The following is a 23,999-nucleotide window of genomic DNA, read 5'->3' as shown; positions in this document are numbered from 1 at the left end:
TACCGGCCGTGTCGACCCAGCAGACTTCGCAGGAGAACCCACTGGCGGGTTTCGGCCCGAACGAGTGGGTCGTCGAGGAGATGTATCAGCGCTACCTCGCCGACCCCGGCAGCGTCGACCCGGCCTGGCACGACTTCTTCGCCGACTACCGCCCCGGGCCGGGCGCGACCGACGGCGAGAGCGCCGACCGGTCGAAGACCAGCACCCCCGAGCCGGCCAGCAAGGCATCAGCCCCGGCCAAGAGCGCGCCGGCCGCCAAGACCGAGGCCGCTGACAAGACCGCACCGCGCGCCGCGGCGGCTCCGGAGAAGGCCAAGACCGAGCCGGCCAAGGCTCCGGCCGCGAAGGCCCAGCCCGCCAGGACCGAGGCCGCGAAGGCCCCGGCCAAGGCCACGTCGGCGAAGACCGCCCCGACCGCCACCGGCCCGCAGAACACCCCGTTGCGCGGTGTCGCCGCCAAGATCGTCCAGAACATGGACGCCTCGCTGGCCGTGCCCACCGCGACCAGCGTGCGTGCCGTCCCGGCGAAGCTGCTGGTGGACAACCGGATCGTGATCAACAACCACCTGGCCCGGGGCCGGGGTGGCAAGGTCAGCTTCACCCACCTGGTCGGGTACGCCCTGGTCCGGGCGCTGGTGGCGCACCCGGAGATGAACAACTCGTACGCCCAGGTCGACGGTAAGCCGACCATGGTCCGCCCGGAGCACGTCAACCTGGGCATCGCGATCGACCTGGCCAAGCCGGACGGCAGCCGCAACCTGGTGGTCCCCTCCATCAAGGGCTGCGAGCAGATGGACTTCCGGCAGTTCTGGCAGGCGTACGAGGACGTCGTCCGGCGCGCCCGGCGCAACGAACTGACCATGGACGACTACTCCGGCACCACCATCTCGCTGACCAACCCGGGCGGCATCGGCACGGTGCACTCGATGCCCCGCCTGATGCAGGGGCAGAGCGCGATCATCGGGGTCGGCGCGATGGAGTACCCGGCGCCGTACCAGGGCATGAGCGAGGCCACCCTGGCCGAGCTGGCGGTCAGCAAGGTCATCACCTTGACCAGCACCTATGACCACCGGATCATCCAGGGCGCGCAGTCCGGCGAATTCCTCAAGGTCATGCACGAGCTGCTGCTCGGCGAGCACGGCTTCTACGACCAGATCTTCACCTCGCTGCGCATCCCGTACGAGCCGGTGCGCTGGGTGCGCGACGTCGCGGTCGACAGCGAAGGCCAGATCAACAAGACCGCCCGGGTGCACGAGCTGATCCACTCCTACCGGGTCCGCGGCCACCTGATGGCCGACACCGACCCGCTGGAGTTCAAGATCCGCAAGCACCCGGATCTGGACGTGCTCCAGCACGGGCTGACCCTGTGGGACCTGGACCGCACCTTCCCGGTCAACGGCTTCGCCGGCAAGCAGCGGATGCGGCTGCGGGAGATCCTCGGGGTGCTGCGCGACTCGTACTGTCGACGGGTCGGCATCGAGTACATGCACATCCAGGACCCGGCCGAGCGCCGCTGGATCCAGGAACGGGTCGAGCGCAAGTACGAGAAGCCGTCGACCGACGAGCAGAAGCACGTGCTCAACCGGCTCAACGCGGCGGAGGCCTTCGAGACCTTCCTCCAGACCAAGTACGTCGGCCAGAAGCGCTTCTCGCTGGAGGGCGGCGAGTCCCTGATCCCGCTGCTCGGCGAGATCCTGGAGTCCGCCGCCGAGAACGACCTGGACGAGGTCGTCATCGGCATGGCCCACCGGGGTCGACTCAACGTGCTGGCCAACATCGTCGGCAAGCCGTACGAGAAGATCTTCTCGGAGTTCGAGGGCCACCTGGACCCGCGTTCCACCCAGGGCTCCGGCGACGTGAAGTACCACCTCGGCCAGAACGGCAAGTTCACCACCCCGGACGGCGACCACTCCGTCAAGGTCTCGGTGGTGGCGAACCCGTCGCACCTGGAGGCGGTGGACCCGGTGCTGGAGGGCATCGTCCGGGCCAAGCAGGACCGGATAGACCTCAAGCTGGAGGGCTACACCGTGTTGCCGCTGGCGGTGCACGGTGACGCCGCCTTCGCCGGTCAGGGTGTGGTGGCCGAGACCCTCAACCTCTCCCAGCTGCGCGGCTACCGCACCGGTGGCACCGTGCACGTGGTGGTCAACAACCAGGTCGGCTTCACCACCGCCCCGGAGTACAGCCGCTCCAGCCTCTACAGCACCGACGTGGCCCGGATGATCCAGGCGCCGATCTTCCACGTCAACGGCGACGACCCCGAGGCCGTGGTCCGGGTGGCCCGGCTGGCCTTCGAGTACCGGCAGACCTTCAACAAGGATGTCGTGATCGACATGGTCTGCTACCGGCGGCGCGGGCACAACGAGGGCGACGACCCCTCGATGTCCAACCCCCAGATGTACAAGATCATCGACTCGAAGCGTTCCGTCCGCAAGCTCTACACCGAGGAGCTGATCGGCCGCGGTGACATCACCGTGGAGGACGCGGAGGAGTTGCTGCGCGACTACCAGGCCCAGCTGGAGCGGGTCTTCAAGGCCACCCGTGACGCGGCCACCGCCCCGCGCCAGCTCAGCCGGCCGCCCCGCCAGGACGAGCCGGAGCCGCAGGTGGACACGGCCACCGACACGTCTGTGGTCAAGGCCATCGGCGAGGCACACGTCAACCTGCCCGAAGGCTTCACCCCGCACAAGCGGATCCAGCAGCTGCTCGACCGGCGCGCCAAGATGGCCGTCGAGGGCAACATCGACTGGGGCTTCGGCGAGATCATCGCCTTCGGTTCGCTGCTGCACGACGGGATCACCGTCCGGCTCGCCGGGCAGGACTCGCGTCGCGGCACCTTCGTGCAGCGGCACGCCTCGATCGTCGACGGCCGGACCGGAGACGACTACCTGCCGTTGCAGTCGCTCACCGGTGGCGGCGAGCGGTCCCGGTTCTTCGTGCACGACTCGCTGCTGTCCGAGTACGCCGCGATGGGCTTCGAGTACGGCTACTCGGTGGAGAACCTCGACGCGCTGGTCTGCTGGGAGGCTCAGTTCGGCGACTTCGTCAACGGCGCGCAGTCGGTGATCGACGAGTTCATCTCCTCCGGTGAGGTGAAGTGGGGTCAGCGCTCAGCGGTGACCCTGCTGCTGCCGCACGGCCACGAGGGACAGGGCCCGGACCACACCTCCGGTCGCCCGGAGCGGTTCCTCCAGCTCTGCGCGGAGGACAACATGCGGGTGGCCATCCCGACCACCCCGGCGAACTACTTCCACCTGCTGCGGCGTCAGGCGTTGTCGCCCAAGCGCAAGCCGCTCGTGGTGTTCACGCCGAAGTCGCTGCTGCGGCACAAGCTCTGTGTCTCCTCGGTGGCGGACTTCACCACCGGCACCTTCGCCCCGGTGCTCGCCGACCAGGCTGCTCCGGCCCCGGAGCAGGTCAAGCGGGTGCTGCTCTGCTCGGGCAAGGTCTACTACGACCTGTTCCAGGCCCGGCAGGAGCGCGGGGTCACCGACACCGCGATCATCCGTCTGGAGCAGCTCTACCCCATGCCGGTGGAGGAGATCCGGGCCGCGCTGGCCAAGTACCCCAACGCCGAGGACTTCGCCTGGGTGCAGGAGGAGCCGGCCAACCAGGGCGCCTGGTCGTTCGTGGCGCTCAACCTGCTGGAGCACCTCGACGGGGTGCGACTGCGCCGCATCTCCCGTCCGGCCGCCGCCGCCCCGGCCGTCGGCTCGGCGAAGATGCACGAGGTCGAGCAGGTCGCGCTCATCGAGGCGGCACTGCCCCGACCCTGACGACAGACCCATCCCGGTCCCGTCCCACCCTCGGGTGGGACGGGACCGGCCGGTTTTCACCGGTACGACTCCGGTGAGGAAGCGAGTAGGCGGATGTACTTCACCGACCGGGGCATCGAGGAACTGGTCGAACGACGGGGCGAGGAGCAGGTGAGCCTGGAGTGGCTGGGTGAGCGGCTGCGGGACTTCGTCGACCTGAACCCGGAGTTCGAGACGCCGATCGAACGTTTCGCCACCTGGCTGGCCCGCCTCGACGACGAAGACGACGACTGATCGCGGTGCGTACCTCCCCGGCGGGCCGCTCGGCCAGCCCTCGGGCCACCGGCCCACGGCGCGGTGGCGTGGCGGCGGCCGGGGTGGCCCTGGCACTGCTGCTGGGCGGATGCAGCGACCAGCCCACCCCGCAGCCCGTACCGCCCGAGGTGGTCGGGTCCGCCCTGCCGCCCGCACCGTCGGTGTTCTTCGTCGATCCGAACAACCCGGCCGAGGCTGCGGCCCGGCGTCAGGCGTCGCGCGGCCGTACGGCCGAGGCCGAGGCGTTGCGGGCGATCGGCAGCCGACCGACCGCGAAGTGGTTGACCGGCGGCCCGGCCCGCGACGTGGTGGACGCCTTCCTGGGGCAGGCCGCGATCGCCGGTCAGACCCCGATCCTCGTGGTGCACAATGTGCCGCAGCGCGACTGTGGCCGCCAGGGCGAGGGCGGTGCCCGCACCGGAGCCGAGTACCAGTCCTGGATCCGCGAGGTCGCCGCCGGCATCGCCGGCCGCCCGGTCATCGTGATCGTCGAACCGGGTGCGTTGCCCGATGCGGTGGCCGGCTGCGTACGCGACGTCGAAGGCCGGCTCGCCCTGCTCCGTGACGCGGTCGCGGTGCTGGCCAGCACCGGCACGGCCCGGGTCTACCTCGACGCGGGCCACCCCGGCTGGATCGCCGACGTCGAGGCTTTGGCGGCAGGGCTGCGGCGTGCCGGAGTCGAGGAGGCCGACGGCTTCGCCCTCAACGTGGCCAACTTCGAGCGGACCGAGAGCAACGTGACCTACGGCCACCGGATCTCCGACGCCCTCGGCGGCGAGACCCGGTTCGTGATCGACACCAGCCGCAACGGCAACGGCCCACATCCGGCAGCCAAGGTCGAGGGGGCACCGAGTTGGTGCAACCCGCCCGGCCGGGCGGTCGGAGAGGATCCGACGGCGCAGCCCGGCCTGCCTCGGGTGGACGCCCTCCTCTGGATCAAGTACCCCGGCGAGTCCGACGGCGACTGCCGTCCCGGCGAGCCCGCCAGCGGCAAGTTCTGGCCCGAGTACGCCATCTCCCTCATCCCAGACTGAACCACCCCGCCGCCCCGCCAGCGAACCCGCGCGGACCCACCGCCCGCCGACGAGTCCCGGACGGGACTACCACCAGGCCCCTTTGCTCTGCTTCAACCCACGCACCGGTTTCGGTCGCCGACCTTTGCGTGGGGTGAAGCAGAGCAAAGGGGGCAGTGAGGTGGTCCCCGCCCCGGCTGAGCCGACCCGGCGGGCCTCAGGCTCCGCGCGCAGCGTCTCCGAGCGCACCGACTCCGGGCACAGGACCGCCGGGCGCATCGACTCCGGGTGAGGCTGCCGGGCGGCAGCGGTCAACGTGGCCGGGCCGGCAGCCGGGGCGGGGCCATGGGCGGGGCGGTGGGTGGGCTGGGACTCAGGCCGGTGCGGCGTAGCTTCTGCCAGCCCAGGCGCCCCCCGGTGAGGGCGGTGACCACCGACTGGATCATGACCAGGTACATCAACTGCCGGTAGGCGAACTGCTGCAACGGCAGCACCCACAGCACGCCCAGTTTCTCCCGGTCCAGCCGGAACGCCACCACCGCGGTCACCAGTTGCAAGCCGAGCATGCCCAGCCAGGCGATCACCGTCGTGGTCCGGTCCAGGAAGAACAGGCCGTAGAGGGCCAGCAGGTCGATCACTGGTGCCAGCAGCGGTAGGAGTACCCCGAACAGGCTGAGGAAGAGCAGGCAGCGGCGGGTGAACCGGCCCGAGGCGCCGCTGTCCAGCAGTGACCGGCGGTGCTTCCACATCGCCTGCATGGTCCCGTAGCTCCAGCGGTACCGCTGCTTCCACAGTTGGCCCAGGGTGGTGGGCGCTTCCGTCCACGCCCGCGCCGTCTCCTCGTACACCACCTTCCAGCCGGCCCGGCCGATCGCCATGGTGATGTCGGTGTCCTCGGCCAGGGTGTCGTCGGTCATCCCACCGGCGTAGGTCAACGCCTCGCGCCGGAACGCGCCGATCGCCCCCGGCACGGTGGACATGCAGCGCAGCGACTCGTAGAGCCGGCGGTCGAGGTTGAACCCGATGACGTACTCGATGTGCTGCCACTTGGCGATCAGGCTATCCCGGTTGCCCACCTTGACGTTGCCGGCGACCGCGCCGACCTGCGGGTCCGCGAAGGGCTGCACCAGCCGGCGGAGGGCGTCCCGCTCGAAGATGGTGTCCCCGTCGACCATCACGATCAGCTCGTTACGGGCCAGGGCCACGCCGGTGTTCAGGGCGCTCGGCTTGCCACCGTTGGGTTTGCGGACCACCCGCACGTTGGGCAGGCCGAGGGACTCGGCGATCTCCGCCGTCCCGTCGGTGGAGCCGTCGTCGACGACGATCACCTCGATCCCGCCCGGATGGTCCCCACCGGCGAGTGAGCGGACCGCGGCGGCGATCCCCTCCTTCTCGTTGTAGGCGGGCACGATCACCGACACCGGCTCGGTCACCGGCGGCCCCCACGCCCAGTCCTTGGCGCGTCGGCGCCGGGCGTGCCGGCCGGCGAGCACGAACAGCAGGACGGTGCGCCCCACGGTGAGTACGCCCACCCCGATGAAGAGCCAGCCGAGCAGGCCCAGGGTCCAGTCGGCCCCCTGCACCGCCCAGGTCAGCATCCGACCGCGCCAGCGCTCCCCCGACCCGGCCGGCGGGTTGACCTGGGCCCGGTGCGCGATGCCGGCCTCGGCGAGGGCCAGGTTCAGCCCTTCGGTCACCGTCACGAACCGGTAGCCGCGTTCCTTCATCATCGGAATGAACCGGTCCAGGGCGGCCACGGTCTGGGACCGCTCACCCCCCGCGTCGTGCCAGAGGGTGACCACGCCCGCGTACCCGGTCGGAGTGGCGTTGGCGATGATCTCGTCCACTCCGGGGCGGGCCCAGTCCCGACTGTCGGTGTCGTTGAGCACGCTGAGGTAGTCCAGGTCACCGGCGTGGGTGAAGACCGGCCAGTCGTCGTCGCCGATGGCCTCGGGAAAGGAGGAGTACGGGAATCGGATCAGTGAACTGCGTACCCCGGCGGCACTCGCCACCGCCAACTGGGTCTGGGTGTACTCCAGTTGTCGTCGCCAGTCGGGCAGGGCGGCCAGATCCGGGTGGGTGAAGGTGTGGACGCCCAGCTCATGGCCACCGGCGACCAGTTCCTGGACCTGTTTCGGATAGCGGGCCACCTGTGACCCGACCACGAAGAAGGTGCCGGGCACCTGGTGTTCGTTCAGCACCCGCGTCACGGCGGGGGTCCAGATCGGGTCCGGGCCGTCGTCGAAGGTGAGGGCGATGGTCCGGGGTGGCAGCCGGTAGGACCGGGTGTGGCCGCCGCTGATGCTGATGATCGGGCCGCCGGTGACCACCGAGGTGGGCACCTCTCGCTGCCGGACGGGCTGGCTCGCGATCTGCTCGTGCTCGTCCTCGCCACGGTCCGGGGCGAAGGAGGCGTTGGCGTACGCCGCGACGAAGAGCACGGCGGTCAGGACCGCGCCCAGTACGCCGAGCAGGGTCCAGCTTGGTGGCGGCACGACGCGGCGGCCCAGCCCGGGCCGACGGTGCCGCCGCGAACGCGGCTCAGCCATCGACTGGCGGGTTGGTGTCCGGGCTGGCCGGCGGGTTGGTCACCGGCGACGGGTCGGCGGACGGCGGTTCCGTGCTGGGTTCGGGAAGGACCGGGGTGCTCCGGGTCGGGCGGGGTCTGGTGGGTGTCGAGGTCGGGTCGCTGGGCACGTCGGCCGCGGTAGGCGAAGGGCTGGCCGAGACGCGGACCTCGACCGAGGTGGCCAGCGGCGCCGCCGAGCGGGTCGGTGCGGCCGACGAGGGCGCCACGGCGACCGGCAACGAGGGCGCCGGTGGTGGCTGCCAGGGCTGCTCCTGGCTGCTCGGCTCCACGAAGGGCAGCACCTTCTCGGACTTGACCGGCCCGCCGAGGAAGCTCGCCGCGACCAGTCCGGTGTACAGCGCCCCGGCCAGTCCCAGGCCGTACGCGATCCACCGCAACCGGGAGCGGCGACGGCCGCTGGGATCGACGAAGACCGGAGGGGTGGTCGGAACCGCCTCGATCACGCTGGTCGGGCTGTCCGCCCGCACGATGACCACGGTCGGCGGGTCCGCCGGTGGCCGGAGGATCCGGGCTCTTCCCCGGGGTTGCTGGACGACCGTGGGAGCGTCCACCGCGCGCTGGTCTCTGCCGCGCCCGGCACCGTTCTGCCGGTCCCCAGTCATGATTCGGCAGTTTAGGAGTGAGCCTTCCTCGGATCGCGTCCGGCACCGGCGCCACAGCATGTGGTGCACCGGGACGATGATCACCTTGTCGACTACTCACGAATCGTGACAGCAGGATCACTGACAGGCTCCGTCTGATGCCCGTACCGCCGCCTCCACCTGCCCTGACAGCCGTTCAGGCTGGTCGAACGGCCCAGTGATGATCAGGTAGATGACGCTGAGCGCCCTCCGGACCGATTTCCGCCGTCGACAGGGCGGCCAGAAATACCGATCCGGTCAGTGGCACACCGACCCGCCCGGCACCTGGGCGGTGCAACAGCGGCGTAGGGCCCGGATGCCCGGGTAGCAGGACCCGGGCGGGAGGCACCTCGATCTTGTAGCGTGAGTTCCGTGGCCCGGAGCGTTTACCTGACAAGTGTCGGCTCGGGCGGGGGAAAGTCGACCATCGCCCTCGGCCTGGCCGAGTTGTTGTCCCGACAGGTCGGCCAGATCGGCGTGTTCCGTCCGCTGGTCAGGCCGGACCGACCCGACCCGATCCTCGCCCTGCTCAGCGAGCGGTACCGGGTCGGACTGCCGGTGGCCGACCTGTGCGGCACCAGCTACGCCGAGGCGACCGCCCTCGTCGCGGACGGTCGGCGGGAAGAACTGATCACCCGGATCGTCGAACGCTACCGGGAGGTGGAACGACGGTTCCCCGCCATGGTCGTGGTGGGTAGCGACTTCGCCGACGCCGGTGACGGTGCCGGCCCCCGCGAGCTGGCCTTCAACACCCGGCTGGCCACGGAGTTCGGCAGTGTCGTGGTGCCGGTGGTCGACGGGCTGGGGCAGCAGCCGGCGGCGATCACCGCGGCCAGCCGGGGGGCGTACCACGACGTGGTCGACCTCGGCGGGACGGTGCTGGCCGTACTCGCCAACCGGGTCCCGGGCGACATGCAACTGCCCCGCCTGCCGGTCCCCGCGTACGCGATTCCCGAGGTGCCGAGCGTCTCCGCGCCGACGGTGGCCGAGGTGGCGGCGGCGCTCGGCGCCACCCTGCTGGCCGGCGACGAGACCGCCCTCGCCCGCGACGTGCTCGACTACGTGGTCGGGGCGGCACACGTGCCCACCGTGCTGGAGCACCTGACCGAGGGTGCCCTGCTGATCATGCCGGGTGACCGGGACGACCTGCTGGTGGCCGCGAGCGCGGCGCACGTGGCCGGTCAGGTGTCCCTGGCCGGGCTGGTGCTCACCCTCGGGGTGGCGCCCGATCCCCGGGCGATGCAGCTGGTCGAGGCGCTCAACGCCCGCTTGGCGGTGCTCTCCGTGCCCACCGACAGCTACCACACCGTGTCCGCCTCCAGCCGCATCGAGGGCCGACCCAGCGCCGCCAACCCGCGCAAGGTCGAGGCCGCCCTGGGCGCCTTCGAGGCGTACGTGGACACGACCGAGTTGGCCGGGCGGCTGCGGGTCAGTCGCTCCACCCGGGTCACCCCGCTGATGTTCGAGTACGACCTGATCGACCGGGCTCGCAGCCGCCGCCGGCAGGTGGTCCTGCCGGAGGGGACCGAGGAACGCATCCTGCGCGCCACGGAGATCCTGCTGCGCCGGGGGGTGGCCGACCTGACCCTGCTGGGCCGCCCCGAGGAGGTCGCCCGCCGGGCCCGCGAGCTGGGCGTGGACGTCGGCGCGGCCCGGGTGGTGGATCCGAGCACCAGCCAGTGGCGGGACGAGTTCGCCGAGGCGTACGCGAAGCTGCGGGCCCATCGGGGGGTGACCACCGAGCTGGCGTACGACATCGTGGCCCAGCCGAACTACTTCGGCACCATGATGGTGTGGGCCGGCTACGCCGACGGCATGGTCTCCGGAACCACCCACACCACGGCGGCGACCATCCGGCCGGCGTTCGAGATCGTGAAGACCATGCCGGAGGTCTCCGTCGCCTCCAGCGTCTTCTTCATGCTGCTCGCCGACCGGGTGCTGGTCTACGGCGACTGCGCGGTCAACCGCGATCCCGACGCCGCCCAGCTGGCCGACATCGCGATCTCCTCGGCCGACACGGCGGCCCGGTTCGGAATCGAACCCCGGGTGGCCATGCTGTCGTACTCGACCGGCAGTTCCGGGGCGGGAGCGGACGTGGAGAAGGTAGCGGCAGCCACCGCGCTGGTCCGCGGACGCCGACCCGACCTGGCCGTGGAGGGGCCGATCCAGTACGACGCCGCGATCGACCCGGCCGTGGCGGCGACGAAGCTGCCCGACAGCACGGTCGCCGGTCGGGCCACCGTGTTCATCTTTCCCGACCTCAACACCGGCAACAACACCTACAAGGCGGTGCAGCGCTCGGCCGGGGCGGTCGCCGTCGGGCCGGTCATGCAGGGTCTACGCCGACCGGTCAACGATCTCTCCCGAGGGGCTACCGTGCCGGACATCGTCAACACCGTGGCGATCACCGCCATCCAGGCCGCCGCGCTGACCGGCGACGGGGCGGCGTCGTGAGCAAGGTCCTGGTGCTCAACTGCGGGTCGTCGTCGGTCAAATACCGGCTGTACGAGGGGGAACGGGTCCTCAGCAAGGGCACGGTCGAGCGGGTCGGCGAACCAGACGGTGGCCCACCCGACCACGGCGCGGCGGTCCGGCAGATCCTGGCCGAGCTGGACCTGAGCGGGCTCACCGTCATCGGGCACCGGGTGGTGCACGGCGGTCGACGATTCAGCGCTCCGGTGCTGGTGGACGACGCGGTGCTGGCCGCCATCGCCGATCTGGTGCCGCTGGCCCCCCTGCACAACCCGGCGAACCTCGCCGGCATCACGATGGCGCGGGAGGCCCTGCCGCAGGTGCCGCAGGTCGCCGTCTTCGACACGGCCTTCCACCACACCCTGCCCGACTCCGCCGCCACGTACGCGATCGACCAGGACACCGCCCAGCGGTACGGCGTACGCCGGTACGGCTTCCACGGCGCCTCGCACGCGTACGTGTCCCGGCGCACCGCCGAACTGCTGGACCGCCCGTACTCCGAGATCAACACGATCAGCCTGCACCTGGGTAACGGGGCCAGCGCGTGCGCGGTCGCCGGTGGACGCAGCATCGCCACCTCGATGGGCATGTCCCCGCTGGAGGGCCTGGTGATGGGTACCCGCAGCGGCGACCTGGACCCGACCATCGTGTTCCACCTGCGCCGAGAGGGCGGGCTGGGCGTCGACGAGATCGACGACCTGCTCAACTATCGCAGCGGCCTGCTCGGCCTGGCCGGGGTCAACGACATGCGTGAGGTGCTGGCCCGGCGCTCGGCGGGAGACCCGGCGGCAGCCCTGGCCTTCGACGTCTACTGCCGCCGGATCACCGAATACGTCGGGGCGTACTACGCCCTGCTGGGACGGGTGGACGCGATCACCTTCACCGCCGGGGTCGGTGAACACGCCGCACCGGTACGGGCCGCCGCTCTGACCGGGCTGACCCGGCTCGGCATCACCGTCGACCCTGAACGTAACGCGGGCAGTGGCGACCGGCTGATCTCACCGGAGGGCGCGGAGGTGGCGGTCTGTGTGATCGGCACCGACGAGGAGTTGGAGATCGCCCGGGAGGCCAGAGAGGTGATCGGCGCCGCCTGACAGGTCGCGCCGCCGTTCGAGGGGTCGTGGCCTCTTGGTTCGGGGGTCGTGACCCCGGGACAGATCGTGACCGCCGGGGTCAGCCGAGGGCGATCCAGCCGACCACGGCGATCAGCAGCACCACCAGCAGGGCCACCCCGACGAACAGTCCGGTGCGGGAGGGCGACTCGGTCGGTGTCTCGGCGGTGTTGGCGGCGAAGGCCCGGAATGCCTGGGTGTTGCCGCTGGGGTCGGTGTAGTTCTCAGCCATGCCGGAACCTTAGCGAAACCGGCCCGGTCGAATGGGCCCGTGCCGATCGGCCGAACGGCTCGGGTACAGCACCGGGCAACCGGACCCGGGCGGGTGATCGCCGGATCTACCGTGATGCCGTGGGGATCAGGCGGCGGCTCGCCGCGTCGACGGTGGCTCTGCTGTTGGTGTGGCTGACGGGTTGCGCCGCACCCGGCGGCCCGGCCGCGCGGGGCACACCGCCCAGGGCCGCACCCCAGGTGCAGTACGCCGTCGGGGTCCGGACCTTCGTGCTCGACCCCGACTCGGCCCGCCCGCTGCCGGTGACCCTGTGGTACCCGACCCAGGGCTCCCGGGTCGCCGAGGGACGATTCCCGGTGGTGCTCTACAGCCATGGTCTGTCCAGCCTGCCGGAGTTGCATGCCGGGCTGACCACCAGGTGGGCGGCGGCCGGTTTCGTGGTGGCCGCCCCGGCGTACCCCCACACCCGACGGGGCGCTGCCGAGTTCTCCCGTGCCGACGTACGCCATCAGCCTGCCGACGGGTGGCGGGTGATCCGGCACCTGGTCCGGCTCGACCGCCGGGCCGCCGATCCCCTGGCCGGCCACCTCGACGTGCAGCGGATCGCGGCGGCGGGCCACTCGGCGGGCGGCTTCACCACCTCGGGCATGTTCACCAGTGGCCGCCCGGCCCGACTGCGGGCCGGCATCGTGATCGCCGGCGGTGGGATGGCGGGGAGTTTCGCCGAGCCACCCGCGCCGATGCTGTTCGTGCACGGTACCGCCGACCCGGTCGTGCCCCTGAGCGTCGGCCGGGCCGCCTACCGCCGCACGATCGGACCGGCCAGCTTCCTCAGCCTGCTCGGTCAGGGACACGGCGACTACCTGGTCCCCGGCCGACCCGGCTTCACCCAGTTCCTCGGCACCACCACCGACTTCCTCCGCTGGACCCTCTACGGCGACCAGCAGGCCGCCCGCCGGCTACCCACCCACGCCCATCCCCCCACCCACGCCACCCTCGAAACCCACCCCCCTCCCTAACCCCAACCCCTTCATCGCCCTGTTGATCATGAGGTTGGCGGCAGTTGTCGATCTTCAGGCTGCCGCCAACCTCATGATCAACAGGGGCGGCGGGGCCGGTGCGGGGATCCGGGTGGGGTGGGTGGGTGGGGGTGGGTGGGGTGGGTGGGGGAGGGAGAATCGGGGGCATGGTGCGTCGTGGGGTTTCTGTTTTGGTTGCCGGTGTGCTGGTCGCCAGCGTGGGGGTGGGGTGTTCCGCCGGTACCGAGTCCGCACCACAGGCGAACACGACGGTCACCCCGTCTGCCGCCCCGGCACCGTCAGCCAGCGCCTCGGCGCCGGCGATTCCCGCCGGAACCGCGCCGTCCGACACCTTCGCGGTCGGGGTACGACAGTTGAAGCGCAACCGCGACGGCGAGCGACCCCTGCCGATCACCATCTGGTACCCGGCGACCGGCCGGGCGGGTGGAAAGCCGACGAACTCGGCCCGCGCAGCCGAGGGGCCCTTCCCGGTAATCATGTTCAGCCATGGCCTCAGCGCCTCGCCCAAGGATTATCAGGCGTTGCTGACCCGGTGGGCGGCGACCGGTTTCGTGGTGGCCGCGCCGACCTTTCCGCACACCTCCGGTTCGGAGCGGCCCAACGTGCTCGACGTGCTCAACCAGCCGGCCGACGTGTCGTACGCGCTGACCGAGGTGCTCGCCCTGGGCAGCCGCGACGGCGATCCGTTGCGGGGCCGGCTGGCCACCGACCGGGTGGCCGCCGCCGGTCACTCCGCGGGCGGGGTGACCACGATCGGGCTGTTCACCACCGGCAGGGACGAGCGGCTGGCCGCCGGGATCGTCTTCGCGGGCACCGCGCTGGGTGTGGGTACCGCCTTCGCGGGTGCGACGGCACCGCAACTGTTCGTGCACGGTGAGGCCGACGAGGTGGTGGAGTACGCGGCCGGCAAGGCGGTGTACGACAAGGTGCCCTGGCCGAAGGCGATGCTGAGTCTGCCCGGCGGCGACCACGGCCGGTCCCTGCTGGGCGACAGCACCTCCCTGCGCGTGGTCGCCGACACCACCATCGAGTTCCTGCGCTGGACCCTCTACGGCGACACCGATGCCAAGGAGCGCATCGCCACCGCCGCCGCCCGCGACGACATCGCCACCCTCGACGACCACCTGTGACCGAAGGAAGGGCCCCTTTCTAACGCCTCCGGTAGAGCAGGGCCCTTCCAACACCCGGTCACCCGCCGTGCGTCACTGGGTGTGGTCGATCACGACCTTGCCGAAGACCTCGCTGGAGTGCAGGCGGGCGAAGGCGTCGGCGACCCGGCTGAACGGCACCACGCTGTCGACCACCGGGCGCACGTTCCGTTCGGCGCAGAAGGCGAGCAGGTCGGCCAGGTCGGCCGGCGTACCCATCGAGGTGCCCAGGATCTCCAGTTGCATGGCGAAGATCCGCCGCAGGTTGACCTTCGGCTCGTGCCCGGCGGTCGCGCCGCAGACCACGATCCGGGCCCCGACGGCGGCGGACTTCAGCGAGTGGTCGAAGGTCGCCGCCCCGACGGTCTCGATCACCACGTCGACCCGCTCGGGCAGTCGTGCGCCCGGCTCGACAGCGGTCGCACCCAGGGCGGCGACCCGCTCCCGCTTGGCGGCGTCGCGGCTGGTCGCGTACACCCGTTTGCCCATGGCGGTGGCGAGTGCGATGGCCGCGGTGGCCACGCCACCCCCGGCGCCCTGGACCAGCACGGCCTCGGCCTCGTCGATGCGGCCCTTGGTGGTCAGCATCCGCCACGCGGTCAGCCAGGCCGTCGGCAGGCAGGCCGCGTCGAGGGCCGTCAGCCCCGCCGGCAGCGGCAGCAGATTCGACCGGGGTACGGCCACCCGCTCGGCGAGGGTGCCCGGGAAGTGCTCGGAGAGGATGGAGACGCCACGCGGATCCCCCGGGGTGGCGATGACCGGGTAGACCACCATCTCGTTGCCGTCCGGGTCGATGCCCACCGCATCGCAGCCGAGGATCATCGGCAGTTGTTCGGCGCGTAGCCCCACCCCACGCAGCGACCACAGATCGTGGTGGTTGAGCGAGCTGGCGGTGACCCGCAGGGTCACCCAGCCCTCGTCGGGCAGGCTCGGCTCGGGCTGCTCACCGACGGTGAGCGCGGCCAGGGGGTCGGCGTCGTCGAAACGGGAGGCGAAGGCGGCACGCATGATCGGCACGGTAACAAGCCGCCGGCCTGTTCAGAAGGGGCCCTTCCGCCGCCCAGGGCGTCAGGAAGGGCCCCGTCCTCGCACTTCAGGCGCGGGCGACGCCGTCGCGGCGGGCGGCTTCGGCGACCGCCTCGGCCACCGCAGGGGCGACCCGCGGGTCCAGCGGGGAGGGCACGATCGCCTCCGGGGTCAGCGAATCGGCCACCACCGAGGCGATGGCGTCCGCCGCCGCGACCTTCATCGCGTCGGTGACCCGGGTGGCCCGGGCCGCGAGTGCACCCCGGAACACCCCCGGGAAGGCCAGCACGTTGTTGATCTGGTTCGGGAAGTCGCTACGGCCGGTGGCGACCACCGCCGCATGACGGGCGGCCACCTCCGGATGCACCTCCGGTGTGGGGTTGGCCAGCGCGAAGACGATCCCGCCGGGCGCCATGGCGGCCACCGCCTGCTCGGGGATCTGCCCACCGGAGACCCCGATCAGCACATCCGCGTCGCGCAGGGCCTCGGCGATGTCGCCCTGCCGCCCGTCGGCGTTGGTCAACTCGGCCAGCTCCGCCTTGGTGCCGCTCAGCCCGGTGCGGTACGCGGAGATGATGCCCTGGGAGTCGCAGACCACCACCTGGTCGGGGTCCACTCCCCCGGCCACCAGCATCTTGGTCACCGCAACCCCGGCCGCGCCCGCCCCACTGACCGCCACCCGCAGATCGCCGAGCTTGCGGTCGAGCAGGGTGGCCGCGTTGCGCAGGGCGGCCAGCACGACGATCGCCGTACCGTGCTGGTCGTCGTGGAAGACCGGGATGTCCAGCGCCTCGTCGAGGCGGCGTTCCACCTCGAAGCAGCGGGGTGCGCTGATGTCCTCCAGGTTGATTCCGCCGAACGAGGGCGCCAGGGCCTTGACCACGGCGACGATCTCGTCGACATCCTGGGTGTCCAGGCAGACCGGTATCGCGTCGACCCCGCCGAACTGCTTGAACAGCACGGCCTTGCCCTCCATCACCGGCAGCGCGGCGCGCGGGCCGATGTTGCCGAGGCCGAGTACGGCGGAGCCGTCGGTGACGACCGCCACGGTGTTCGACACCCAGGTGTAGTCGTGGGTGAGGGTGGGATCCGCGGCGATGGCCTCGCAGACCCGGGCCACACCCGGGGTGTACGCGAGGGAGAGGTCGTCCCGGGTGGTCAGCGGGACGGTCGAGGCGATGGACATCTTGCCGCCCCGGTGCAGTTGGAAGACGGGATCAGCAGGATCCACGGTGGGCGAAGGCATGGTGACTCCAGGGAATCTGGCGAGCAGAGGCCAGCCGGTCGAACACACGGTGAAGCGACGAGCGGCGGCGCGTGGTGCGGGGGGTCACCCGGGCGCTTCCGAGCATAGTGCGGTCAACCGGCCCAGTATGTGGGCAGGGTCATAACGGTCGGGGTGGTATCCGTCCGGGGCGGGGCCAGTAGCGGGCCACCACCCGACCGATCACGTCGGCCACCCCGTACGCCCGGGAGTCGTCCGTGACCAGGTCGTTGTCGCCGTACACCCACCACCCGCCGTCGGTCGGACGGACCGCGCGCTTGACCACCAGCAACTCGGGGCGGCTGCGGAAGACCGCGATCACCACGTCGCCGGAGCGGATCTCCCGGCCGCCGCGGCGGACCAGCACCGCGTCGCCGTGCCGCAGGGTCGGTGACATGGAGGGACCGGTCACGAGTACGGGCGACAGCGGCCACCGCAGTTGCGGCACGGACACCCTGTTTCACCTCCACCGGTCTGGGGGACCCCATCCAGGAGTAATGTCGTCTTGGATCATCGCAAACGTCCTATGGAGGATCCTGATGCGACTTGCACGCATCCTCGCGCCCCGCGTGACCGTCAGCGCGCACTGCGACCTGCCCTGTGGGGTCTATGACCCCGCCCAGGCTCGGATCGAGGCCGAGTCGGTGAAAATGATCTGTGAGAAGTACCAGGCCAACACCGACCCGGAGTTCCGGACCCGTGCCATCCTGATCAAGGAACAGCGGGCCGACCTGGTCAAGCACCACCTCTGGGTGCTGTGGACCGACTACTTCAAGCCCCCGCACTTCGAGAAGTACCCGCACCTGCACCAGTTGTTCAACGAGGCCACCAAGCTGGCTGGTGCGGCCGGGGCCAAGGGTGCCACCGACCCGGCCAAGGCCGACGAGCTGCTCCAGAAGATCGAGGAGATCTCGAAGATCTTCTGGGAGACCAAGCAGGCCTGAGTTCCCGGCCACGGCGGCCGACCCACCCCGGCAGGGGCGGGTCGGCCGCCGTCGTCTTGACCAGGCCTCACTGCGCCGCAGGGGCTGCGGCCCACCGCCTACCGGGTGTCGGACGGTGGCCGTCCGGCCGCCCCGCAGCCGGCGATGGTGACGTGTATCCACCGTCTCGCACGCTGAGCGGGTAGAGTCCCCGACCGGGGGGATGAGTGGTGACTCAACTGACCGGCCAATCAACGACCGACGACGACATCGTGCACCTCACCGTGCCTGCCGACGGCGGGTACCTCGGGGTGCTGCGTACTGCCACCGCCGGCCTTGCGGCCCGTCTGCAGTTCGCTCTCGACGAGATCGAGGATCTCCGGATCGCCGTCGACGAGGCCTGCGCCATGCTGCTGGCCATCGCGCCCGGTGACGCCGAACTCGACTGCCGCTTCGCGGTCACCGAGGATGCGCTGACCGTCGAGGTGACCGTGCCCACCGTACGCGGCGCCAAGCTGCCGGCCGAGTCCTCGTTCGCCTGGAAGGTGCTCACCGCGCTGACCACCTCGGCCTCGGCGACCGCAGCCGACGGGCGGGCGACCATCTCTCTGCTCACCCGCCGCGCCTCGGGTTGGTGAGGGGCGGCTACTCGAACCCCAGGGCGCGGGTCGTGGGCGGGCTGACCAGCAGCCAGGTGACCCCCAGCCCGAGCCCGATCAGCGGCACCCCGAGCCAGCCCAGCCCTCCCTGGATCATGAACCAGCCGATCGGCAGCAGCATGAGCTGGAGCACGATGGCGGGAGCGCGGGCACCGGACCGATGACGTGCCAGCGCGCTGCCCAGGGCCCAGAGGGCGAGGGCGGCGCCGATGGCGAAGGCCGTGACCAACAGCGCCGAGGTCAGGTCCGTGGTGCTGGCCGTGAGGTCGGCCACGATCAGCCAGACGGCGACCAGCCCGACGGCGACCGCCTCGACACGTAGCAGCCGGACCGCCCAACGGAGCGTGACGGGGGTCGGGTGGGAGTCGATGGTCACGCGGTCACGATACCCGGGCCGTCGCGCGGTACAGTGCCGCCCATGCGGGCCGTCCTGCTGGTCAATCCCAAGGCCACTACCACCAGCGAGCGCGCGCGGGACGTACTGGTCCGAGCGCTGCGCAGCGAAGTCGACCTCTCCGTGCGGTACACCCGCCAGCGTGGCCACGCCACCATGCTGGCCAGAGAGGCCGCCGTCGAGGGAGTCGACCTGGTGGTCACTCTCGGTGGTGACGGCACGGTCAACGAGGTGGTCAACGGGCTGATGTCGGCGACCAGTGTCGACGGGCAGCCGCCCACCGCCGAGCGGTTGCCCGCGCTGGCCACCGTGCCGGGTGGCTCCACCAACGTCTTCGCCCGGGCCCTGGGCCTGCCCCGGGAGTGGGCGGAGGCCGCCAGCATGATCATGGAAGGGCTGCGGCTGGGTCGGCGCCGGACGGTCGGCCTGGGCCTCGCCGACGACCGCTACTTCACCTTCTGCGCCGGTTTCGGACTCGACGCCTCGGTCATCCACCGGGTCGAGGAGGCCCGCCGCCGGGGCCGGGTCTCCTCCCCGGGGCTCTACTTCCGCGCTTTCACCGCACAGTTCCTCTTCGGCAGCGAGCGGCGCCACCCGGCGATCCGGCTGGAGCAGCCCGGTGAGATGACGGAGGGTGATCTGGCGAGCATCATCGTGCAGAACACCGCCCCCTGGACGTACGTCGGGGACCGGGAGGCCAACCCGAACCCGGAGGCTTCGTTCGATCTGGGGCTGGACGTGCTGGCACTTCGTCAGCTTGGCGTTGCCAGTACGACACGGACAGTGACGCAGCTGCTGTCCGCCACGCCCAATCCCCGGGGTCGCCAAGTTTTGCGTCGCCACGATGTAGCGGAGTTCACGCTGGTCGCGAGCCGTCCGCAGGCATTCCAGCTCGATGGCGACTATCTTGGTGAGCGGGAAAAAGTCAGATTCACCTCCGTTCCCGCCGCACTCAGAGTAATCTGTTAGGTCTCCGGTTCCAGCAGGCGACGTTGGCCGGCGCGGACCAGGGCGTGACGACCGCGACACCCCGAACCGATGCCGGAAATGCCTGCATTGTCCGGCGGACTGTACTATATTGATTCTTGACTGTGGTAAGCCGGGTAACTGGAGTGATCTAGAACTCGGACAAAAGGGCTGTGGGCTTGCTCACCGCGCGGAGTTTTTTCTGAGCGTCACCCTTGACATTGCGTAAGTTCGTGAAAGTATTCACAAGCGAACTTGAGTTACCGGGACATTGCCTGGACGCGCTCGGCGAGCCTGAGCGTTCCAGCAGGTCCTGGGGCTAGCAGCCTGCTCACGCAATGCTGAATTGATGGTTGCGAACCGTCACCATAGGCATTGCGGATGCATATAGGAAAAGCACCAACAGCAATATCTGCCACCCATCCAGAATGAGGAGTGTTGCCGCCATGGACTGGCGTCACCATGCTGTCTGCCGCGACGAGGACCCGGAGCTGTTCTTCCCGATCGGGACGTCCGGTCCGGCTCTCCTGCAGGTCGAGCAGGCCAAGGCCGTCTGCCGGCGCTGCTCCGTGACCGACCAGTGCCTGCAGTGGGCGCTGGAGTCCGGTCAGGACGCTGGCGTCTGGGGCGGGATGAGCGAGGAGGAACGGCGCGCCGTCAAGCGTCGCGGTGGTCTCCGGGTGCTGCGCGCTCACTCCGCCTGACCTACACACACAGAACGCCCCGGCCGGCCCCGCGCCCGCCGGGGCGTCCTGCACCCCACCCCGCCTCTCCCACCCTCTCCGCGTTGACCATGAGCTTGGCGGCAGCTCAGGGATCAACGACTGCCGCCAAGCTCATGGTCAACGCGGGCCTTGGGGTGGGTGGGTGAGGCGGTGGAGGATTAGGTTGACCAGGTCGGGGGTGTCGGTCAGGGGGGCGGAGACGGCTACGGCGCCGGCGGCTTGGGCGGCGGTCTTTACTGCGTCGTGGAACAGGCCGGGGGCCAGGAAGTACGAAGCTACGGCTACCCGTTGCGCGCCGCGCTGTTGGAATCGCCGTACCGCCGTGCTGACGGTCGGGGGCGCTGCGGAGGCGTACGAGACCCTGGTCGGGGTGCCGAGCGACGCACCGAGGGCCTGGGCCACCCGGCCCACGGAGGCGCGTGCGGCGGGATCCCGGGTGCCTGCCGCCGCCAGCACCAGCGCGTCGAACCGGGCCGGATCCGCCTCCTCCAGTCGCCGCCGCAGCGCGGCCAGCAGCGCCGGATCCACCTGGTCACCTACTGGGCCGAGCACATCGGTGATGTCTACCCGGATCGGCAGCCCGGACCGCTGCGCAGCCTCCACCGCCGTGGGGATGTCCACCCGCCGGTGGTAGGCGGCGGTGAGCAGCAGCGGCACCAGGATCGCCCGAGGGTGCCCGGCGGCGGTCAGCTCACGCAACGCCTCGGTGGGATCGGGCTGGGTGTGGTCCAGCCAGCTGGCCAGCACCGGCACGCCGGGCCGGGCGACCGAGACCGCCCGGGCCAGCGCCCGGGTCGCCTCGGCAGCCCGGGGATCACGACTACCGTGGGCGACCAGGAGCACCGGGTCCGCCCCGTGAACCTCGACCCGACCCGCCGGCTCGGCGGGTCGGGCCCGGTCGGCGGGCTCTGGCCTGTGGGTCAGAGGTGCAGCCCGCACTCGGTCTTCTCGAACATCGCCCAGCGGCCGGCCCGGGGATCCTCACCGACCTTCGTCCGCCGGGTGCACGGCCAGCAGCCGATGGAGCCGTAGCCGCGCCGGAACAGCTCGTTGACCGGTACGTTCCATCGGGCGATGTACGCGTCGACGTCCGCCTGGCTCCAGGCCGCGATCGGGTTGACCTTGACCTTGCCTCGGCGGGCGTCGAAGGTCACCACCGGGGTGTTGGCCCGGGTCGGTGACTCGTCCCGCCGCAGCCCGGCGGCCCAGGCGTCGTAGCCGGCCAGCGCCCGCTCCAGCGGCTCCACCTTGCGTAACCGGCAGCACTCGTCCGGTGACTTGTTGAACAGTCGTGGGCCGTACTCGCCGTCCTGCTGACCCACGGTGAGCCGGGGGCGGATGGAGCGGACGGTGACCGGCAGCCTGCGGGCCACCGCGTCCCGGACGGCCAGGGTCTCCGGGAAGTGCAGGCCGGTGTCCAGGAAGACCACGTCCACCCCGGGCGCCACCCGGGACACCAGGTGGGCGAGCACCGCGTCGGCCATCGAACTGGTCACGCAGAACCGGTCCCCGAAGGTTTCCGCAGCCCAGCGGGCGATCTCCAGGGCTGGCGCGCCCTCCAACTCCCGCCCGGCACGCTCGGCCAGGGTGCGCAGTTGATCGGGAGTATGTCGCCCGCCGCCGGTCGGGGTGGGTGCGGTGTTGACCAGCCCCAGGCCGGCGGCGGAGACCAGGGCGCTCATCGTTGCACCGCCTGGGAGAGCAGGCCGGTGAACCGGACGGTGAACACCCGGGCGCAGGCGTGGCACTCCCAGGCGCCGTGCCCGGTCTCGCTGGGCCGCAGGTCCTCCTCGCCGCAGTACGGGCAGTACAACGGTGCGGCACGGGTCTCGCTGCTCATCGCGTCACCTCGCTCATCGCAGTTGCTCCTCGTCGACCCTGATCACCCAGTTGGCGAAGGTCTCGCCCTCGGTGCGGCCGGCCAGATAGCGCCGGGCCAGCCGCTCGACGTACTCGGGAAGTTCGTCCGCGGTGGTCTTCAGGCCGCGCAGCTTGCGTCCGAAGCCGGCGGTCTGCCCCTCGGCCATGCCCAGCCCACCGCCCAGGTGCACCTGGAAGCCCTCCACCTGACGGCCGTCCGGCCCGGTGACCAGTTGCCCCTTGAGGCCGATGTCGGCGACCTGGGTGCGGGCGCAGGCGTTCGGGCAGCCGTTGATGTGGATGGAGATGTCCGCGTCGAAGTCGCGCAGCCGCTGTTCCAGCCGGGCCACCAGTTCCTCGCCCCGCGCCTTGGTCTCGACGATGGCCAGCTTGCAGTATTCGATGCCGGTGCAGGCCATGGTGCCGCGCCGCCAGGCCGAGGGTCGGGCCTCCAGGCCGATCTCCCGCAGGCCCGCGACCAGTGACTCCGTCCGCTCCGGCGGCACGTCGAGCACCAGCAGCTTCTGGTACGGCGTCAGCCGGACCCGGTCGCTGCCGTGGGCCTGCACCACGTCCGCCAGTTGGGCCAGCTGGGTGCCGGAGACCCGCCCGACCACCGGGGCGGCGCCGACGTAGTGCCGGCCGTCCCGCTGGGGGTGTACGCCGATGTGGTCGATCGGCTTGTCCGGCAGCACCGGGGCGGGTCCGTCGAGCAGGGTCCGGCCCAGGTACTCCTTCTCCAGCACCTCGCGGAACTTCGCCACCCCCCAGTCGGCGACGAGGAACTTCAACCGGGCCCGGTGGCGCAGTCGGCGGTAGCCGTAGTCGCGGAAGATGCCGACCACTGCGGCCCAGACGTCCGGCACCTCGCCGAGCGGCACCCACACGCCGAGCCGTTGGGCCAGCATCGGGTTGGTGGACAATCCCCCGCCGACCCACACGTCGAAGCCGGGGCCGTGCTCGGGGTGGTCCACCCCGAGGAAGGCGATGTCGTTGGCCTCGTACGGGGTGTCCACCAGCCAGGAGATCGAGGACTTGAACTTGCGCGGCAGGTTGGAGTACTGCTTGTCCCCCACGTACCGCCGCACGATCTCGTCGATCGCGGAGGTGGGGTCGACCAGTTCCGCCTCGGCCACCCCGGCGACCGGGCTGCCGAGCACGATGCGGGGGCAGTCGCCGCAGGCCTCCGTGGTCTGCAGGCCCACCGCCTCCAGCCGCCGCCAGATCTCCGGCATGTCCTCGACCCGGATCCAGTGGTACTGGATGTTCTGCCGGTCGGTGATGTCGGCGGTGTCCCGGGCGAATTCCCGCGAGATCTCGGCGATCGTCCGCAGCTGGGCCAGGTCGAGTTGACCACCGTCGACCCGCACCCTGAGCATGAAGTATTCGTCTTCCAGCTCATGCGGTTCCAAGACAGCGGTACGACCTCCGTCGATTCCTGCCTTACGCTGAGTGTAGAGACCCCACCAGCGGAACCGACCACGAAGGTCCTGCGGATCGATGGAGGCGAAACCACGATGGGCGTAGATGTTCTCGATCCGGTCCCGCACGTTCAGCGGGTCGTCGTCCTTCTTGGTCCGCTCGTTGGGGTTGAGCGGCTCGCGGTGTCCGAGTGCCCACTGACCCTCACCGCGGGCACGGCGCGGTGCCCGCGGCGGGCGCGCCGATAGGTTCCCCGTGCGGGCCGGAATGTCGCTGACCGCCATCGCGGCGTCCTCCGTTGTTTGCGGTGCCTCGATCGGATACGCAAACGTGACGCCCGGCTCTCATCAGGGCCGTGGACAACGGTGTCTAGGGCGGCCGGCTCGCTGCTGCGTACCCGAGGCAGAATGGTCGGGCGTCGTCAGTGGGCCGGACAGATGGCGCTGCGCACGCGGCCGTAATC

At 70.8% G+C, this 23,999-nt stretch carries 22 protein-coding genes; 11 read left to right on the top strand and 11 right to left on the bottom strand.

Going from position 1 to position 23,999, the window contains the following annotated elements:
- The first annotated feature begins 8 nt into the window (after nucleotides 1–8).
- The 3 genes from ACLQ2T_RS10280 (at nucleotide 9) to ACLQ2T_RS10270 (ending at nucleotide 5,104) form a co-directional block, all read left to right on the top strand.
- The gene (locus ACLQ2T_RS10280; RefSeq protein WP_425765751.1) at nucleotides 9–3,776 is read left to right on the top strand and encodes a multifunctional oxoglutarate decarboxylase/oxoglutarate dehydrogenase thiamine pyrophosphate-binding subunit/dihydrolipoyllysine-residue succinyltransferase subunit; all 3,768 of its coding nucleotides are present in this window, start codon (nucleotides 9–11) and stop codon (nucleotides 3,774–3,776) included.
- A gap of 93 nt (nucleotides 3,777–3,869) precedes the next feature.
- A complete protein-coding gene (locus ACLQ2T_RS10275; RefSeq protein WP_013735712.1) occupies nucleotides 3,870–4,049 on the top strand; it encodes a DUF6104 family protein in 180 nt (59 codons plus the stop codon).
- 5 nt (nucleotides 4,050–4,054) lie between these two features.
- Entirely contained in the window at nucleotides 4,055–5,104 is a 1,050-nt protein-coding gene (locus ACLQ2T_RS10270; RefSeq protein ID WP_425765750.1) for a glycoside hydrolase family 6 protein, read from the top strand.
- 290 nt (nucleotides 5,105–5,394) lie between these two features.
- On the opposite strand, the gene ACLQ2T_RS10265 is transcribed toward ACLQ2T_RS10270, so the two are convergent.
- Nucleotides 5,395–7,632 (bottom strand): bifunctional polysaccharide deacetylase/glycosyltransferase family 2 protein, encoded by a 2,238-nt coding sequence (locus tag ACLQ2T_RS10265; RefSeq protein WP_425765749.1) that lies wholly within the window; start codon nucleotides 7,630–7,632, stop codon nucleotides 5,395–5,397.
- Complete coding sequence (locus tag ACLQ2T_RS10260; protein WP_425765748.1) at nucleotides 7,625–8,275, bottom strand: hypothetical protein; 651 nt, start codon at nucleotides 8,273–8,275, stop codon at nucleotides 7,625–7,627. The genes ACLQ2T_RS10265 and ACLQ2T_RS10260 overlap by 8 nt, the downstream gene beginning before the upstream one ends.
- A gap of 381 nt (nucleotides 8,276–8,656) precedes the next feature.
- On the opposite strand from ACLQ2T_RS10260, the gene pta reads away from it, so the two are divergent.
- Together pta and ACLQ2T_RS10250 are read left to right on the top strand one after the other, a co-directional pair.
- Nucleotides 8,657–10,747 carry a phosphate acetyltransferase gene (pta, locus tag ACLQ2T_RS10255; protein ID WP_425765747.1) on the top strand — a complete coding sequence of 697 codons (2,091 nt, stop codon included), beginning with the start codon at nucleotides 8,657–8,659 and terminating at the stop codon, nucleotides 10,745–10,747.
- A complete protein-coding gene (locus ACLQ2T_RS10250) occupies nucleotides 10,744–11,859 on the top strand; it encodes an acetate/propionate family kinase (protein ID WP_425765746.1) in 1,116 nt (371 codons plus the stop codon). The genes pta and ACLQ2T_RS10250 overlap by 4 nt, the downstream gene beginning before the upstream one ends.
- Nucleotides 11,860–11,938: 79 nt before the next feature.
- On the opposite strand, the gene ACLQ2T_RS10245 is transcribed toward ACLQ2T_RS10250, so the two are convergent.
- Nucleotides 11,939–12,109 (bottom strand): hypothetical protein, encoded by a 171-nt coding sequence (locus ACLQ2T_RS10245; RefSeq protein WP_425765745.1) that lies wholly within the window; start codon nucleotides 12,107–12,109, stop codon nucleotides 11,939–11,941.
- Nucleotides 12,110–12,234: 125 nt separating this feature from the next.
- On the opposite strand from ACLQ2T_RS10245, the gene ACLQ2T_RS10240 reads away from it, so the two are divergent.
- Together ACLQ2T_RS10240 and ACLQ2T_RS10235 are read left to right on the top strand one after the other, a co-directional pair.
- Nucleotides 12,235–13,128: an alpha/beta hydrolase family protein gene (locus tag ACLQ2T_RS10240; protein WP_425765927.1), complete on the top strand. Its 894-nt coding sequence runs from the start codon at nucleotides 12,235–12,237 to the stop codon at nucleotides 13,126–13,128.
- Between the two features lie 167 nt (nucleotides 13,129–13,295).
- The gene (locus ACLQ2T_RS10235; protein ID WP_425765744.1) at nucleotides 13,296–14,279 is read left to right on the top strand and encodes an alpha/beta hydrolase family protein; all 984 of its coding nucleotides are present in this window, start codon (nucleotides 13,296–13,298) and stop codon (nucleotides 14,277–14,279) included.
- 72 nt (nucleotides 14,280–14,351) lie between these two features.
- Here the strand turns inward: ACLQ2T_RS10235 and ACLQ2T_RS10230 are convergent, their stop codons facing one another.
- From ACLQ2T_RS10230 to ACLQ2T_RS10220, 3 genes are all read right to left on the bottom strand, one after another.
- Nucleotides 14,352–15,314 (bottom strand): zinc-binding dehydrogenase, encoded by a 963-nt coding sequence (locus tag ACLQ2T_RS10230; protein ID WP_425765743.1) that lies wholly within the window; start codon nucleotides 15,312–15,314, stop codon nucleotides 14,352–14,354.
- A 76-nt stretch (nucleotides 15,315–15,390) separates the two neighbouring features.
- Nucleotides 15,391–16,569: an NAD(P)-dependent malic enzyme gene (locus tag ACLQ2T_RS10225; protein WP_425765742.1), complete on the bottom strand. Its 1,179-nt coding sequence runs from the start codon at nucleotides 16,567–16,569 to the stop codon at nucleotides 15,391–15,393.
- Between the two features lie 139 nt (nucleotides 16,570–16,708).
- Nucleotides 16,709–17,041 (bottom strand): S26 family signal peptidase, encoded by a 333-nt coding sequence (locus tag ACLQ2T_RS10220; RefSeq protein ID WP_425765741.1) that lies wholly within the window; start codon nucleotides 17,039–17,041, stop codon nucleotides 16,709–16,711.
- An 85-nt stretch (nucleotides 17,042–17,126) separates the two neighbouring features.
- On the opposite strand from ACLQ2T_RS10220, the gene sodN reads away from it, so the two are divergent.
- Together sodN and ACLQ2T_RS10210 are read left to right on the top strand one after the other, a co-directional pair.
- Nucleotides 17,127–17,531, top strand: coding sequence for a superoxide dismutase, Ni (gene sodN / locus ACLQ2T_RS10215; protein WP_327024233.1), 405 nt, complete (start codon nucleotides 17,127–17,129; stop codon nucleotides 17,529–17,531).
- A gap of 209 nt (nucleotides 17,532–17,740) precedes the next feature.
- Complete coding sequence (locus tag ACLQ2T_RS10210; protein WP_327024232.1) at nucleotides 17,741–18,148, top strand: anti-sigma regulatory factor; 408 nt, start codon at nucleotides 17,741–17,743, stop codon at nucleotides 18,146–18,148.
- A gap of 7 nt (nucleotides 18,149–18,155) precedes the next feature.
- Here the strand turns inward: ACLQ2T_RS10210 and ACLQ2T_RS10205 are convergent, their stop codons facing one another.
- On the bottom strand, nucleotides 18,156–18,545 hold the full coding sequence (locus tag ACLQ2T_RS10205; protein ID WP_425765740.1) for a hypothetical protein: 390 nt from the start codon (nucleotides 18,543–18,545) through the stop codon (nucleotides 18,156–18,158).
- Between the two features lie 42 nt (nucleotides 18,546–18,587).
- Here ACLQ2T_RS10205 and ACLQ2T_RS10200 point away from each other — a divergent pair, with 42 nt between their 5' ends.
- Both ACLQ2T_RS10200 and ACLQ2T_RS10195 read left to right on the top strand, forming a co-directional pair.
- Nucleotides 18,588–19,532 carry a diacylglycerol/lipid kinase family protein gene (locus ACLQ2T_RS10200; RefSeq protein ID WP_425765739.1) on the top strand — a complete coding sequence of 315 codons (945 nt, stop codon included), beginning with the start codon at nucleotides 18,588–18,590 and terminating at the stop codon, nucleotides 19,530–19,532.
- Between the two features lie 443 nt (nucleotides 19,533–19,975).
- Complete coding sequence (locus ACLQ2T_RS10195) at nucleotides 19,976–20,233, top strand: WhiB family transcriptional regulator (RefSeq protein WP_007072794.1); 258 nt, start codon at nucleotides 19,976–19,978, stop codon at nucleotides 20,231–20,233.
- A 138-nt stretch (nucleotides 20,234–20,371) separates the two neighbouring features.
- On the opposite strand, the gene ACLQ2T_RS10190 is transcribed toward ACLQ2T_RS10195, so the two are convergent.
- The 4 genes from ACLQ2T_RS10190 to ACLQ2T_RS10175 are packed head-to-tail and all read right to left on the bottom strand — an operon-like array spanning nucleotide 20,372 to nucleotide 23,820.
- Nucleotides 20,372–21,193: a sirohydrochlorin chelatase gene (locus tag ACLQ2T_RS10190; RefSeq protein ID WP_425765738.1), complete on the bottom strand. Its 822-nt coding sequence runs from the start codon at nucleotides 21,191–21,193 to the stop codon at nucleotides 20,372–20,374.
- Entirely contained in the window at nucleotides 21,175–21,936 is a 762-nt protein-coding gene (locus ACLQ2T_RS10185; RefSeq protein ID WP_425765737.1) for a phosphoadenylyl-sulfate reductase, read from the bottom strand. Before ACLQ2T_RS10185 ends, ACLQ2T_RS10190 begins: the two co-directional genes overlap by 19 nt.
- Nucleotides 21,933–22,094, bottom strand: coding sequence for a hypothetical protein (locus ACLQ2T_RS10180; protein ID WP_327024228.1), 162 nt, complete (start codon nucleotides 22,092–22,094; stop codon nucleotides 21,933–21,935). Before ACLQ2T_RS10180 ends, ACLQ2T_RS10185 begins: the two co-directional genes overlap by 4 nt.
- 13 nt (nucleotides 22,095–22,107) lie before the next feature.
- Nucleotides 22,108–23,820 (bottom strand): nitrite/sulfite reductase, encoded by a 1,713-nt coding sequence (locus ACLQ2T_RS10175; RefSeq protein ID WP_425765736.1) that lies wholly within the window; start codon nucleotides 23,818–23,820, stop codon nucleotides 22,108–22,110.
- Between the last annotated feature and the right edge of the window lie 179 nt (nucleotides 23,821–23,999).

Source organism: Micromonospora sp. DT229 (assembly GCF_049844505.1).
GTDB lineage: Bacteria > Actinomycetota > Actinomycetes > Mycobacteriales > Micromonosporaceae > Micromonospora.
This window is presented reverse-complemented; position numbering and strand designations above follow the sequence as displayed.